General features: G+C 36.1%; 11 protein-coding genes, 4 tRNA genes and 1 pseudogene. 12 read left to right on the top strand and 4 right to left on the bottom strand.

Annotation, left to right across the window (positions count from 1 at the left end; genetic code table 11):
- Window positions 1–68: 68 nt before the first annotated feature.
- Window positions 69–1688: a methyl-accepting chemotaxis protein gene (locus XM47_RS17245; RefSeq protein ID WP_048695349.1), complete on the top strand. Its 1620-nt coding sequence runs from the start codon at window positions 69–71 to the stop codon at window positions 1686–1688.
- Window positions 1689–1693: 5 nt separating this feature from the next.
- Window positions 1694–2221, top strand: coding sequence for a peptide-methionine (S)-S-oxide reductase MsrA (gene msrA, locus XM47_RS17250; protein WP_048695351.1), 528 nt, complete (start codon window positions 1694–1696; stop codon window positions 2219–2221).
- On the opposite strand, the gene XM47_RS17255 is transcribed toward msrA, so the two are convergent.
- Window positions 2213–3418, bottom strand: a complete 1206-nt coding sequence (locus XM47_RS17255) for a methyl-accepting chemotaxis protein (protein WP_048695353.1) — start codon at window positions 3416–3418, stop codon at window positions 2213–2215. The genes msrA and XM47_RS17255 overlap by 9 nt on opposite strands.
- Window positions 3419–3431: 13 nt before the next feature.
- On the bottom strand, window positions 3432–4421 hold the full coding sequence (locus tag XM47_RS17260; protein ID WP_048695356.1) for an ion channel: 990 nt from the start codon (window positions 4419–4421) through the stop codon (window positions 3432–3434).
- Between the two features lie 593 nt (window positions 4422–5014).
- Between XM47_RS17260 and XM47_RS17265 the strand changes: the two genes are divergently transcribed.
- Window positions 5015–6799, top strand: coding sequence for an ABCB family ABC transporter ATP-binding protein/permease (locus tag XM47_RS17265; protein ID WP_048695358.1), 1785 nt, complete (start codon window positions 5015–5017; stop codon window positions 6797–6799).
- A 78-nt stretch (window positions 6800–6877) separates the two neighbouring features.
- Here the strand turns inward: XM47_RS17265 and rnhA are convergent, their stop codons facing one another.
- Entirely contained in the window at window positions 6878–7342 is a 465-nt protein-coding gene (rnhA, locus tag XM47_RS17270; RefSeq protein WP_048695360.1) for a ribonuclease HI, read from the bottom strand.
- Between the two features lie 189 nt (window positions 7343–7531).
- Here rnhA and dnaQ point away from each other — a divergent pair, with 189 nt between their 5' ends.
- From dnaQ to XM47_RS17315, 9 genes and pseudogenes are all read left to right on the top strand, one after another.
- Window positions 7532–8248, top strand: coding sequence for a DNA polymerase III subunit epsilon (gene dnaQ, locus XM47_RS17275; protein WP_048695363.1), 717 nt, complete (start codon window positions 7532–7534; stop codon window positions 8246–8248).
- An 11-nt stretch (window positions 8249–8259) separates the two neighbouring features.
- A complete protein-coding gene (locus tag XM47_RS17280) occupies window positions 8260–9711 on the top strand; it encodes a TIGR03503 family protein (protein WP_048695366.1) in 1452 nt (483 codons plus the stop codon).
- A gap of 117 nt (window positions 9712–9828) precedes the next feature.
- Window positions 9829–9905 (top strand) — tRNA-Asp (locus XM47_RS17285).
- Window positions 9906–9951: 46 nt separating this feature from the next.
- A tRNA-Asp gene (locus XM47_RS17290) sits at window positions 9952–10028 on the top strand.
- 59 nt (window positions 10029–10087) lie between these two features.
- Window positions 10088–10164 (top strand) — tRNA-Asp (locus XM47_RS17295).
- Window positions 10165–10218: 54 nt separating this feature from the next.
- A tRNA-Asp gene (locus XM47_RS17300) sits at window positions 10219–10295 on the top strand.
- A 1001-nt stretch (window positions 10296–11296) separates the two neighbouring features.
- Complete coding sequence (locus XM47_RS17310) at window positions 11297–11611, top strand: helix-turn-helix domain-containing protein (protein WP_048695371.1); 315 nt, start codon at window positions 11297–11299, stop codon at window positions 11609–11611.
- Window positions 11604–11927, top strand: a pseudogene (locus tag XM47_RS19530) (HipA N-terminal domain-containing protein); the annotation flags it as partial. The gene XM47_RS17310 and the pseudogene XM47_RS19530, both read left to right, overlap by 8 nt.
- Window positions 11928–11960: 33 nt before the next feature.
- Entirely contained in the window at window positions 11961–12818 is an 858-nt protein-coding gene (locus XM47_RS17315; RefSeq protein ID WP_459553599.1) for a type II toxin-antitoxin system HipA family toxin, read from the top strand.
- Window positions 12819–13657: 839 nt separating this feature from the next.
- Here XM47_RS17315 and XM47_RS17330 read toward each other — a convergent pair.
- Entirely contained in the window at window positions 13658–14296 is a 639-nt protein-coding gene (locus XM47_RS17330; RefSeq protein WP_048695375.1) for a hypothetical protein, read from the bottom strand.
- Between the last annotated feature and the right edge of the window lie 600 nt (window positions 14297–14896).

The raw sequence follows: 14896 nt of genomic DNA on the forward strand, positions 1-14896 counted from the left end.
ATAAAGTAATGCAAACTCTCTAACTAGATCTATACTATTAAAAATTATTATACTTTATAGAGGCTTATATGAACTTTTCTAGCATTAGATTTAAAAGCTCAATGCCAATTGCAATTTTGTCACTGACCTTATTTGTTTCTTTTATTTTGTTTTTTCAGTTATTAAATATGCAAAATAAAGCGTTGGAATCTCAAGCGGATGAATTTTTAAAAGCTATTGCTGTTGTACTTAATGCTGATCGCGACTTGTATCAAGCTAAAGTTGCTGAGATGGAGTTGGTTAATCGAATTGGACAGTATCAAAAAGCGGATTCTGCGAGAATAGAAAATGCAGATCAAGTTAAAGATAGATTTAACCAATATCGTCAATTTCTTAAAGCTTATCCAGATGTAACGTCACAATTTAGAGGTTTTGAACCCGCTTTTAATACATGGTTGGACTCGTCAAATAAATTGGTGTCAGCGGCTACTTCAGGTAATACGAATCAAATTAGTAGCTTAACGGCAACAACGGATCGATATTTTGACCAATTAAGAGATATTTTAGATAAAGCTGGCGAACAGGCTGAAAAAAAATCTATTGCCGTATTAACTGAGATTGAATCAGACATTAATCAGTTTCAATTTATTGCTTCTATTATCGTTTTAATCATCTTAGCTGTAGCAGGGTGGTTTAGTTATATAGTACCTAAAAACTTAACTGATCAAATTAACTTTTTAACTAGAAGAATTTCAGAAATTGCGTCTGGTGATGGCGATTTAACCGCTCAAATCGCGGTCAAATCTAAAGATGAATTTGGAGACTTAGCTAAAGAATTTAATTTATTTGTTAGTAATCTTAGAGACCTAGTATCTACTATAATGGCTCAATCAAAAGACTTGGAGCAGTTAACAGACACCTTAGCTGGTACAGCTGATAGCTCTAAGAGTATTACACAAACACTAAATTCTGCTTCTGATTCTATTGTTAGTGCGGTACACGAAATGAATCTATCTAACAAAGAAATGTCGCAAGTGGCGACAATTTCAGCTGAAGAGGCTGATAGTTCACATCAAATGGCGATAGATGGTATCAAAGTGGTTGACGAGTCAAATAAACGGATTAATGAATTATCTTCAGAAATGGAAAGAGCTTTATCAAGTTCGGATGAATTACAAAAGAGTTCTGGTGATATTGCATCTGTTTTGAGTGTTATTCGTGGGATCGCAGAGCAGACTAATTTGTTAGCATTAAATGCTGCAATTGAAGCAGCAAGAGCGGGTGAGCAGGGTAGAGGTTTTGCTGTTGTTGCTGATGAAGTTAGAACTTTAGCAACTCGCACCCAAGAAAGCACAAACCATATACAAACCATGATAGAGTCGTTACAAAGTAATATTAATGACTCTGCTGCGGCTATTTCTAATGGCAAATCTAATGTTGATAAAACAGTGGAGGTATTCCAAAAAGCAAATGAAGTATTTGAATCATTACAAGCTTCTTCTGTTAGAGTAAATGAAATGTCGACTCAAACAGCTCAGGCTACTGAGGAACAAACAGCGGTTTCTACTGAAATTAGCCAAAATTTACATGCACTCAGTGATCAAACCGCATCCGCAAATTCAGTAGCGCAAACGAGTAACGATCTGTCAATTGAAATTCGTAACTTATCTTATAATTTAAATAATTTAGTCGGTAGATTTAAGGTTTAATCGTAATGAAAGAATTAGCAACATTTGGTGGCGGTTGTTTTTGGTGTATAGAAGCTGTATTTAATCGTTTGCAAGGCGTTAGTTCTGCTGTGTCTGGCTATACTGGTGATAGTGAAGAAACCGCTAATTATAAGGATGTGTGTACTGGGTTGACTAAGCATGTGGAAGTGGTGCAAGTCAGCTTCGACCCAAGTATTATTAGTTATGACGATTTAGTTGCAATATTTTATTTTATCCATGATCCAACACAATTAAATCAACAAGGTAATGATGTCGGTTTTCAATATCGAAGTGTGATTTATGGACATACTGAATCGCAATTAGAACAAGCTCAGGCGGTAACTTCGAAGCTGAATATAGAAAAATATTCAGGTAAAATTGTGACCGATATCTTACCTGCCGTTCATTTTTACCCTGCAGAAGCGTACCATCAAAATTATTTTATGGATAATCCAAACCAACCGTATTGCTCTGTTGTTATTCAACCCAAGTTTGAAAAGTTTTTAACTGAGTTTTCAACTTCTTTAAAATAACTCAATTTCATCATTTTGTGTTGAGCTGTCATCTGATGAATGATTATCTAGTTTCATTTCATATTGAGTTTTTATTGTTTCTAGTGCGTAAGCAATATCATTTCGGATTTTCATTAATTCTGCTACGTTGGACTGAGTTGTTGATTCTGTTTCTTGTGCAGAATCATTCAGCTTTTTCATCTCACCCGCAGCACTATTCGCTTCATTTGCTGTTGTTTCTTGATCTTGCATTGAAGCAATTACTTCACTCGCTAGCTCAAGTACGGTTTGCATTGACTCACTTGAGTTATTCATTTTATTTAGATTATCTAAGGTTGATTCAGCAGCTTCTGTCATCGGGTCACAGACAAGTCGCATTAACTCTGTAAGTTCTTTAACCTCATTTATAGTATTGGATGCCACTTTTTGTATCTTATTTGCTGAATCATTCGCTTTTTGCGCTAGGTTTCTCACTTCTTCAGCAACTACTGCAAAGCCTCTACCATATTCACCCGCCCTTGCTGCTTCAATTGCTGCATTCAGAGCCAGTAAATCTGTTTGTGACGCAATTTCTGTGATAGCCGATACCGAGCTATCAATCTGTTGAATTTCTTGTGATAACGATTCTATTCGAGTAGCTGTTTCTAAAATAGATTTATTTACTTGATCAATTGTTTGGTGGCTTGTTGCTGATTGATCTCGGGTTTCTCCTACAATAGATGTTGTTTCAACAACTTTGTCGAATATTTGTATAATATTTTCTGTTGTTGTGTGTGTTGCGGTTGCCATTCCTTGCATGGAGTTATGTAAGAAATCACTATGTGTTTTTAGCATGGAAGACTTTTGTTCCATAATGCTAAAAGCATCTTTTAATTGAGTTGTAAAATAGTCTAGTTGACCAGCATGCTGCTTAGTCAATGAAATTTGTTGTTCAATTGGATTTAATATTTGATAAAGAAGTTGCTTATCCTCGGACTCTGGTGAGTCTTGAAGTGATTCTAATCTATTTAAATTAATAGTTTTGTCTTGTTTGATTTTGCTAAGCGCTTCACTTAGGTGCTTAGTATTAGAGCTTGTAAATAAATTATAAACTAAATAGATATTTATAAGCGCGATGAGAATAAAAAAGCTTAAGTTTAAACTCGATTCTGATGTAATAGCACCAATGGTCGCTAATATAGCGCTTGAGCTTGTCAGCATGATTTTTAAGTATTTCATTTTTGCTCCGTTACTATCGAGTCATTTTCTTTACAAATACAACAACGAATAGCGCTATGGTAAAGCTGCCAACAAAGGCTTCGAAGGCTGCAATTATTCGAGCTGGCCCTATTGGCGTTATATCCCCATAGCCAAGTGTTGTAAAGGTCACAACGCTATAGTAGAGGACGCCGAAAAACTCATTTAAGTTTTGAGATAATGACGCAGATAAATCGAGTTGTATCACTTCTCCTTGATAATTTACACCTAATAGATAGTAACCGAAAGCACATGTTAAGATTAAAGCCAAAGAAAATACGATGACATTCATGGGTCTTTCGCCATAGCCACAAAACAAATCTACAATTTTGGATACGAGTCTGGCGTTAGAGAACTGTGGCATTCTCATTCGGCGCATCGTTAACTCTTTATGGATGCAGTAACCGGCAAGTTCAAATAACCCTTGGTTTTCAGCTGCTTTTCTAATATCGCGATAAATTTCTTCTGCTTGCTCAAAGTTATCTAGCGCACCTTCCTGGTCTTTTTTCTTTACAGCTTCATGCGCTACTTTTTCTTGCATGATTTGCTGACTAAGATGGATGTTATCAATTTTCGCGTTATTTAACTTTATTCCTAATAAATTAGCGTCTTCGAGTTTAGCGCAGTGTAAATTGGCCTCTGTTAGATCGGCTTTCATTAATGAACTGTTTGATAATTTGATATTAAATAAGTGGGCGCCGCGAAGATTTGCACGATAAAAATCAGAGCCACTAAAGTCAAAACCGTGACTACTGCCTTTTTTAACTAAATTAATGCCGGATAAATTCGCACGTTTTAATTGAAGGCCTTGAGTTATGCCACCGTTGTTAGCATATCGCTCTAATTTATCGGTTAATTCCATTCCTTTCTTGTCGAAGCTTGAATCGTGCCAAAAACAGAATCCGTTCCCCATGTCGACTTCTTGGCAATAATTGCCATTAGGTGAGCAATATTTACAACTGCCAAATTTTTCTGTTTCATGCATGTTATAAAAAATTCCACTATTTTATTTTTTATAACAATAACTTTAACCTAAAATGATGATTTTGCTAACACTATCATTCAATTATCCATAAATTTAATTATAAAAATTAGTATGATTTAATATATAAAACTGTCTAATGGCTTAATTTTCTATTGTGAAAAATGCATAAAATTATAAACCATGCTGAGTTGGGGCACTTGTATGCCTCAATTCTAAGTATTTCGAAATTAGCAGGGTAATTAAATTTAATTCAGCTAATGTAGCCTAAATATTTAACAAGTTGCTATCTGGCTAAGTTTTTATGAAGCAAACTTAATTCGTTGTCACTTGGCTACTGGTTGTTGCTGGGTAAAACTAGATTGGGCTTTTACTCCATTGATTCGGATTAGCTGATGATTACATATTCGTATTTTAAATATTGGTTCAATGGCCGACGTTTATCATTACCAAATACCTTCACTTAAACTTGATATTTATTTGTTCTTCTTTGTAACTTGCTTATTTTTCGGTGATTTAGAGCTTTCTTAAGCATAAGCTTATCAGTTATGATGAGCTACATTTTGTCGTTTACCCGTGATTAAATATAAAGCCTAATGCGTCCATCTAACTATAACGATTTCAATAATAAGCCGATTAATTGGCAAGTTTTTCATCAAATTTTACCATATCTACTAGATTTTAAAGGTCGAGTCGCTTTAGCTTTATCTTGTTTGATACTCGCTAAATTTGCCTCTGTTAGTTTGCCTTTTATTCTTAAGCATATAGTGGATGATTTAAACCCTAACGAGACAAGCCAAATGCTTTTGGCTGTGCCATTAAGCTTATTGTTAGCTTATGGTGCTGTCAGGTTAGTGAATACATTAGTTGGCGAAATTCGAGATACTTTGTTTGGTAGAGTAACTGAACGAGCCATGCGTAAGCTCGGTTTAGAAGTTTTTAAACATCTACACAGGTTAGATATTGATTTCCATTTAACCAGGCAAACTGGCGGGGTTGCTCGTGATATAGACAGAGGTACAAATGGCATTAGCTTTTTAATGCGGTTTATGGTGTTTAATATTATTCCAACCATATTAGAAATTAGCATAGTGGTTGGTATATTTTTGATTAACTATGGGTGGCAATACGCAGCAATAATCTTAGCTGCTGTGGCTAGTTATATTAGTTATTCTATCTGGGCAACAGAATGGCGTACTACTTATGTCAGAGCGGCTGCTAAAGCCGACTCTATCAGCAGCACTAGGGCAATAGATAGCTTATTAAACTATGAAACGGTGAAGTACTTTAACAATGAAGACTATGAAGCAAATCGATACGATACTGTTTTAGCTGAATGGGAAATAGCAAAACGTAAAAACAGGTTAACCTTGTTTGTGTTAAATGGAGGCCAAGCTTTTATTATATCTGCTGCAATGACAGCTATGATGGTGCTTGCAGGCTATCAAGTTGCAGATGGAAAAATAACCATAGGTGATTTTGTACTTGTGAATGCATTTATGATGCAATTATTTATGCCATTAAATTTTTTAGGTTTTGTTTATAGAGAAATAAAAGGATCACTTGCCAATATTGAAAATATGTTTGAGTTACTGAACAAGAAGCCACTTATTACTAGTGATGAACAGGCTCGAAATTTAATAGTCGATAAAGCGCAAATCGAATTTAAAGACGTTAGTTTTAGCTACCAACCCGATAGAGAAATTTTAAAAAACATTAGTTTTAAGGTATTGCCTAAGCAAAAAGTTGCAATAGTTGGCGAAAGTGGTTCCGGCAAATCTAGTATCATAAAATTATTATTTAGATTTTATGATACAGGCTCAGGTAGCATTAATATAGATGAACAAAATATTCAAAAAGTTGATTTATTGAGCCTTAGAAAATCAATAGGTATAGTGCCACAAGACACGGTTTTATTTAACGATACTATTTTTGAGAATGTTAAATACGGTAGACCATCAGCAACAGATGAAGAAGTTGAAGAAGCTTTAAAACTAGCTCATTTATCAAACTTTGTTTCGAATTTACCCAAAGGAAGTCAAACGCTTGTTGGGGAAAGAGGGCTAAAATTGTCGGGTGGGGAAAAACAAAGAGTCGCAATTGCGAGAACTATCTTAAAACGCCCGCCTATTATGGTGTTTGATGAGGCAACGTCTTCACTAGACAGTCAATCAGAACAAGCAATACTCAATGCATTTAAAGAGGTATCACAAGGCCATACGAGTATCGTCATTGCTCATAGACTCTCTACAATAGTGGATGCTGACAATATTATAGTGCTCAATCACGGTGAAATAGTTGAGCAGGGGACTCATCACAGTTTGCTTTTATTAAATGGTCGTTATGCTCAAATGTGGCATACCCAACAAGATAAAGCTTAAAATTGAGTCTTGGCTTTAGGTGTCCTTGTCAGTATATGAGTAACAAGGACATATGGTGCTAACTTAAGTATTAATCATTTAAGCTTCTTTGTAGCCTTTATCTTCAATCAAATCAGCTGACCCTGCGGCATCTCTTGCTAAAACGTCACATCTTTCGTTTTCAACATGGCCAGAATGACCTTTAACCCAATGCCATTCAACTTGATGTTTTTCGCAAAGTTCGTCAAGTTTGACCCATAAATCTTTATTTTTGACATCTTTTTTATCTGCGGTTTTCCAGCCTCTTTTTTTCCAGCCATGGATCCATTGATTAATTCCATTTTTAACGTACTGGCTATCAGTCGATAAGTTAACAACGCATTCTTCGGTTAATGCCTCTAAACCTTTAATTGCAGCTAATAACTCCATTCGGTTATTCGTGGTTAAAATGAAACCTTGGCTCAGTTCTTTTTCTTTCTTTCCATATCTTAATATAGTGCCGTAGCCCCCTGGCCCCGGGTTACCTAGACATGAGCCGTCAGTGAATATATCAATTGTTTTCATTTATTAATTCTTTTTACGATTAATGTAGGCAGTATACGAATTAAATTTTAAATTGCGAATGAGAGTTTATGCTAGATTAAATATAAGGTAATCTTCGCGACAGACAAAGAGTAGGTTAGGCTCTTAAACGTAAACATAAACATTGTTTAATCTAGGCTATGGTTAAGCAGGCTAAATTTAGGTAATAAAATGGCAAGACAAATCGTACTCGATACTGAAACGACAGGTATGAACCAAGCAGGCGGTCCAGTTTATTTAGGGCACAGAATTATTGAAATTGGCTGTGTTGAAATTGTAAACCGACGTTTAACGGGTAATCATTATCATGTTTATATTAAGCCTGATCGTGAAGTTGACCCTGAAGCATTTGAAGTCCATGGTATAAGTGACGAAATGTTGGCTGATAAACCAGACTTTACAGTAATTGCTGAAGAATTTATCGAGTTTATCCGAGGAGCCGAACTTGTTATTCATAACGCACCGTTTGACGTTGGCTTTATGGATTATGAATTTGAAAAAATGGGACTAAATGTTAAAACTGAAGATATCTGTAAAATAACGGATAGTTTAAGTCTCGCAAAAAAAATGTTCCCAGGAAAACGGAATAATCTAGACGTACTTTGTAACCGTTTTGGAATAGATAATTCGCACAGAACATTACATGGCGCTTTACTCGATTCTGAAATCCTTGCTGATGTTTACTTGTTAATGACAGGTGGGCAAACCGCTCTTAATTTAGCATCGGACTCTAATGATGATGGCAGTATTACAGACATTATTAGAGTAAGTTCAGATAGAAAACCATTAAAGATAGTCTCTGCTACTGCCGATGAAATAGATGAACACAACAAAAGGCTTGATTTAGTAGAAAAAAGTGCGGGTTCATCATTATGGCGAAGCGAATAACAGGATAGTAAATGCATACAGCAAGGCTTATACGATTAAAATTAACTTTATTTATTTTTTTAACTTGCTTCTTTAGCAAGAGTTTTGCTGTGATGACTGCAGGTACCGTACCTGCAGTTGATTTAGCCAGCAAGCAAACCCGACCTTTATCTATTCTTCATCTGATTGAAAATCCAAAACATATTAAAGGGATTAAATTAATCGATAATCGCTTTCGTATTGATCACTATGTTGATGAAATCGTCATGATTTTTTTCCGAAAGCAGGGGTCTTCACCTGTTATTTTAATCCGACCGGATGGCAGTAAGCTATACGCGCCCACAATGCCACCAGCGGAAGGTGAATGGTACGACGATTATAGTTACGACATGATTAGGCTTAAAAATCCTATGGTCGGCCCTTGGCAAGCTGTCGGTAAAATTGAAGAAAACAGCAAAATCATGGTTATCTCAAACATTGAGTTACAGGTTGATCCCTTACCTGAACTGTTATTTAGTGGAGAAACAATTAAACTCAATGCTAGATTAACCAATAATGGTGAGTTAATTGATTATGGTAATTTTAGTGATGTGGTGAGCTTAGACGTTACCTTTACCAGTACCAACAATAACCAATATGAAAATTTTGGGGCCGATACTGTCAATGTCGCTAGGTTTAAAGATGATGGCCAAGGTTTTGATGAAAAAAGAAAAGACAGTGTGTTTACTGGTGAGTTTAAATTAGAGTTAATCCCCGGTGAATGGTTGACCAGTTTTTTCCTTGATTTAGGCTTATTCAATCGTGAAATTACATTTGATCCTATTGTATTAGAGAAGAACCCGTTCATTTTTGATGTCGATAAAGCGGTGGAAGATGGACAACAACATCTTTTCAAAATTAGCTCAGAAAGCGACTTAATCGATTTTAAATCTTTTGTATTTAGTGGTGATATTTATTACCCGAACGGAGAAACTGAAAAATTTGCTATTTCAGCGAGTGAAGACGACGTGAAAACGATGGAGCTATTTAATTATTCTGATGGCATATACAAAATTAAAGTGTCTGCTTTTGGTAAAAATAAATCAGGCAGAGACATGATGATGTCGATTCCGGAATATGAATTTAACATAGCACCTGCTGTATCAACTTTACCCGAAGAGTTAATTGACTTAGAGCAGTCATTAGCTGAAACCTTACCTAAAGAACCAGAAGTGGTTGTAGAGCCAGAACCAGAGCCTACACCAGCGTGGCAGGTGATTAGTATTATACTCGGTATCTTTATATTCATTTGCCTAATTGCTTTCCTACTATTTAAGTTTGTTATCTTTAATGATAAGCCGCTGTTTAAAGATTTTTCGATTAAGAATTTAATACGTAAAAAAGCACCAGCAAAAGAAATGGAACTACCAGATAACGAGCATATGGATAAATTATCGACAGATAATGACGATATAATAGACTTATCTTTACCTGATGAAACTTAATTGAATTTTTTATAAAAAATGGGTTGACTCATTGCCAGCTTGTCCTTATTATTGCGCCCGCTTCTGACGGAGAGCAATCTTTTAAAGAAGTAAGTAGATGATACTTAAGTGATATGCGGAGTGGTAGTTCAGTTGGTTAGAATACCGGCCTGTCACGCCGGGGGTCGCGGGTTCGAGTCCCGTCCACTCCGCCAACGCTTAATTTCAATACTTTATATCGTCAGATATTTAATACTCAGCGGAGTGGTAGTTCAGTTGGTTAGAATACCGGCCTGTCACGCCGGGGGTCGCGGGTTCGAGTCCCGTCCACTCCGCCAACTATTAAATTAAACGATATGCATAGAACATAGTTACTTTACTTAAGTAATGCCACTGCGGAGTGGTAGTTCAGTTGGTTAGAATACCGGCCTGTCACGCCGGGGGTCGCGGGTTCGAGTCCCGTCCACTCCGCCACTTTATGTTCAATGTTAAGAACTTTAGTTACTTATATCTAAGTAACGCCACTGCGGAGTGGTAGTTCAGTTGGTTAGAATACCGGCCTGTCACGCCGGGGGTCGCGGGTTCGAGTCCCGTCCACTCCGCCACTCTTTTACCTTAATATTCATTAAGTTACTATTCAAAACTCATTTTTACTAAGGCTCAGAAATAGTTATTGTGACCATTTTGTGGCCAAATCGTGACTATTGTTAGTGTTGGCCGATCGTCATCAAATTATTAAAAACCGTTCCACTTAATTTTAGTTGTTATAGCGTTAAATATAACAATTTGAACCTTTCAGTTTTTAATGATATCCATGTCTTATTTTACCTTCTATACACTTACAGCCAAGATAAATGTAACTTGATTTAAAACTTGTGACCATTTTGTGACTGAATTTTATTTATTCTAAATTAAAACAATAGATTATATAGATTTAGCATTTCAAAAAATATCATCAACCCTCTCACTTTTAATATCTATCAAGCATTTTATGTTACCTAAAAAATAGCTATATTTAACTATACAGCAGGTAAATTTCAGCCAAAAATCAATGTGACCAAAGTGTGACTATTTTTATATTTTTAATTTTTAAACTATTGATGTAAAAATATAAATTTCATTATTTTTCGAAAATGAAAGCTATTCTATTTTGTGCTGCATCTTTGCTTAAAATATCAATTTTAATCGTCCTGCTGTTTCAACTACCCTGAAAATGAATTAAGAGTTATTTATGTTGGCTGTTTGAACTAACAAATAAAAAGCTGTGTAGCATGTCAGTTTTATTTGCTGCATTAATCGTAATGTACCAACGTTTTTTACTGAAACAATTTAACTGCGTGATTAAAAATTCCAGTGTAGATAGATGTCTAACGATAATTTTACTTGAATTTGTATTTGATCTTAGCAAAACAACGGATATGAGTTTATAAATATCTTTGACGTCATGTTTATAAATACTGCGTAAAACATGCCACATACATATAGCACTATATATCGAGAGGTGTTTTTGATATGTAATAGCCTATAATTTTTGTCCTTGGTTGGTTTGTGTGATATATTTTTATATATCTTAAATTCATTTTGATATATAAAGGTGTATCAATGTATGAGCTACGCAACAGAACTGATAATTGGAAAGCTAAGAGAAGCACGAGAGCGTAAGGGTTTTAGTCAAAGAGAGCTGAGCGCTCGCTCGGGAGTGCCTCAAAGCCATATCTCAAAAATTGAGTCTGGTGGTGTCGATCTTAGAGTTTCCAGTTTGATTGTTCTGGCCCGAGTGCTTGATTTAGAGCTATTTGTTGCGCCTAGAAAATCAGTCCCAGCAATAAATTCGATCATTCGAAGTAGTAGTATGGAGATGGATGATGAAAGTATACCTGTGAAACCGGCATATTATTTAGGCGAGGATAGTGATGATTAACAAAGTCTCCACTCTGAATGTATTGCTCTATGGCGAGCCTATCGCAACTATAACTAATGTGGGCCAAGATCGAACTCTATTTTCTTTTACGGAAGAATATATAAATAACGAATCAAGATCGGTCTTAGGGCTTGGGTTCAAAGACTCGTTAGGAAACTTGCTAACAAATTTCAAACCAACGCAGACAAAATTAATTCCATTTTTCTCGAATCTATTACCTGAAGAAACGATGCGAAATTATCTTGCTGAACGAGCAGGAGTCGATCCGGCTAGAGAGTTTTTCCTGTTATGGGTACTCGGACAAGATCTTGCTGGTGCAATCACTGTTGAACCAGCGGATGGGGAGGCATTGCCGATAACCGACCAAAAAGATATTGAAGATGAAATGAAATACGAAGAACCGATGCGTTTTTCATTAGCGGGGGTACAGCTAAAATTTTCAGGGGTGCAACATTCAAATGGCGGTTTGACGATCCCTGTGACTGGTCAAGGGGGGTCATGGATTGTGAAGTTGCCGTCTTCACGCTTTGAAGCGGTACCTGAAAATGAATATTCCATGATGGCATTGGCTGGCATGTTAGGAATGAACGTACCGGATATCCAACTGCTACCAATTGATCGAATTGAGAACATACCAGAAGGCATTGGAAAGTTTGGTGATAGTGCTTTTGTGATTAAGCGTTTTGATCGTGCGGATAACCAAGCGATCCATATTGAAGATTTTGCACAAGTCTTTGGTATATACCCTCATGATAAATATAAAATGGCGTCTATGCGAAACATTGCTCAAGTCATAGGTATAGAAGGGCAAGCAGAAGATATCGCTGAGTTTACAAGAAGGTTGGTCTTTAACACGCTGATCGGTAATGCGGATATGCATTTGAAGAATTGGTCTGTGATATACAAAGATAAGCGAACGGCATCAATAGCACCGGCTTATGACTTTTTGTCGACCATTGCGTACATTCCTGACGATAGTGCATCGTTAAAGGTTAGCCGTAGTAAAAAATTTAGTGAGTTTTCGATAGATGAACTATCGCACTTAGCGGCTAAAGCAATGCTACCAGAAAAGTTGGTTTTGGAGACAGCCAAGCAAACGTTAGAAGGCTTTCACCAGGTGTGGGCGAAAGAAAAAACTAATCTGGCGCTTACAAAGTCGATGGTTGAAATCATAGATAAACATTTAACAACCATACCTCTGCGGTAGTTGGTATGGAGAGTAATAAAGATACATACTGAGTAATAAAGTATCGTGCTAAAATGGCAGCAATCACATAGGTATGCTGCCACTTCTAAAACGTTTATGTCCAAAAACGTGCTAGAGTGGCCGTCTGCTTTTCGTTCAAAGCAGAAATATAGGCTTTGTGCCACAGTGAACTTAATTTGTCAGCGGCAAACTTAATGCAATTCAGTGGTGACCGTGAATGTCATTTGGTGGCTGTGTTGAATGATAATGACTGGCATTTTTGATGTAATAGGCTGGCAAATTTAATGTGATTTTTCAGCCAACGTAACTTCGATCTAAAACGGCCAGCTCCGCAAGTTTATCTTGGGCCAGGCCTACCTCTTTTCTTTTCGCTCGAATACGGCAGCCTAGTTTTATTGCTAATTCTTTCACTGTAATGTTCCTTAAATTTTTTCATATTATTGCATTGGTGTGTGTAAATTTAAATCTAGTATTTATGACCAAAAAGTTCGTACCGCTACCTTTTATGTAAAAATAACGTTTTAATGTTATTTAAATTGAAAGCCCTTATTTTATTTGCTTTTATGGGTTTTTTTGATGGTTTTTAAGGTTTTTTAAATTTATGCATTTTCATGCATAAGCGGTGTGCAATTTTACATTTAACTTATTTTGATGTTAAGGCGTTGATTTTTATGGCTGTGCAATTTTTTCTTCGTTTCGTATTTGTTACCACTATTTTGAAGTGGTTGTTAAAGTTGGATTTATGGGTGGTTATATTGATTTATATGCTTAAGGGGTTATTTTATCACTTTAAGTTGGAAAGTTAGGTGCTTTGCCAAAGAACCATTTGCGAGAATAGGTTACTTACGAAGAATATCCGTCAAAGCTTGCTCTATCACAGACACCATTGATTCTTCATCATCGATACTTTGGTTGGCATTAATGTGGGATAAGATACCCTTTGCTGCACCTTTTATTTTGGATTTATATTCTCGCTCTTTTGCGACTTTATCTAATTCAGAAGCGTCGCGCTGCTTAATTAATTCATCTGAGTCAATTTTTAGTTGCAGGGCTTCATCCTTATCTTCGGTAATAGCATCAAAAATATTGTCGAAAGCAAGCTCAACCTGTTTGCTTTCAAACTCAGTAAGCTCACTTACTTTGTTAAATCCAATAATCAGCTCTTTTTCACTAATCGGCCATGAAAAATTACATTTATCTAACAGCTCATTCAAAGTGTACTTCTCAGTATTTAGGTTGCGCGTTTTACACCAGGCTATCGCTATTTGATCAAAACGCTCAGCAGATATTTCAACTGTGAGCTGAGAGAACGGCTTTCCATCTACTAAGCCCTGACTCGTGATATGATAATTTTTAGGGTACTCTATTTGAATAACAACAGGGTTAGGGTTTACCTCATGATTTTCGAAGTCGTAAAAACATTCTTGATATAAGTTTGGACCATCTCGATAACTAGTTATCCATTCTTTTGTTGACATAAACACACCTAAGATCACCTGATCTTGATACACCTATACTAACATTCGAACTTAAACTCTTAAAGAGCAACCTCATATCTCTAGCCTGGGTACCATTTAGAATTACAACTTCAAACAAATATAAAAGCCGACTTCATTCTGCGGCTTTTTAACATATCAGTATGAAACTTTATTGTATGGGTGAAACTTATGATTCGCCAACATGCTCAGGTAGTAAATTAGGTGCTAAATATGAGGTTCAAGCAGCAAATTAGGTAGTAAGTCGTTTACTCATTTTTACTACCATTTACTAATTTAAAGTGTATTTACTAAAAATAATAGTAAAGCATAGTAAAGGTGTTACAGGGTCCTAATTTACCGCTGATCAGATGTTGTATTGCTAACCAGAGTATTTAGTTTAGCAACCGCGGTGACCCTATAACAAAATCTGTGTAACTGCCTATTATTAATACCCATTGAGGGTTTAAGATAGGCAGACTATGAATAAAAAAGAACTTGAAGCGTTTGCAAAGCAAGCCGCTAAATCAATTAAAACGAGGGCGTTCAAAAATCTGTGTCAGGTAAAAACAGTCTAAACTTGTAAATACTCGTTTAACCGCC

It is taken from the genome of Catenovulum maritimum, from assembly GCF_001050375.1.
GTDB lineage: Bacteria > Pseudomonadota > Gammaproteobacteria > Enterobacterales > Alteromonadaceae > Catenovulum > Catenovulum maritimum.

Bases quoted from the DNA above. Each gene is read 5' to 3' on its own strand.
- XM47_RS17245 (WP_048695349.1), top strand. From the start codon at position 69: ATGAACTTTTCTAGCATTAGATTTAAAAGCTCAATGCCAATTGCAATT.
- XM47_RS17310 (WP_048695371.1), top strand. From the start codon at position 11,297: ATGAGCTACGCAACAGAACTGATAATTGGAAAGCTAAGAGAAGCACGA.
- XM47_RS17280 (WP_048695366.1), top strand. From the start codon at position 8,260: ATGCATACAGCAAGGCTTATACGATTAAAATTAACTTTATTTATTTTT.
- rnhA (WP_048695360.1), bottom strand. From the start codon at position 7,342: ATGAAAACAATTGATATATTCACTGACGGCTCATGTCTAGGTAACCCG.
- XM47_RS17265 (WP_048695358.1), top strand. From the start codon at position 5,015: ATGCGTCCATCTAACTATAACGATTTCAATAATAAGCCGATTAATTGG.
- XM47_RS17255 (WP_048695353.1), bottom strand. From the start codon at position 3,418: ATGAAATACTTAAAAATCATGCTGACAAGCTCAAGCGCTATATTAGCG.
- XM47_RS17260 (WP_048695356.1), bottom strand. From the start codon at position 4,421: ATGCATGAAACAGAAAAATTTGGCAGTTGTAAATATTGCTCACCTAAT.
- msrA (WP_048695351.1), top strand. From the start codon at position 1,694: ATGAAAGAATTAGCAACATTTGGTGGCGGTTGTTTTTGGTGTATAGAA.
- XM47_RS17330 (WP_048695375.1), bottom strand. From the start codon at position 14,296: ATGTCAACAAAAGAATGGATAACTAGTTATCGAGATGGTCCAAACTTA.
- dnaQ (WP_048695363.1), top strand. From the start codon at position 7,532: ATGGCAAGACAAATCGTACTCGATACTGAAACGACAGGTATGAACCAA.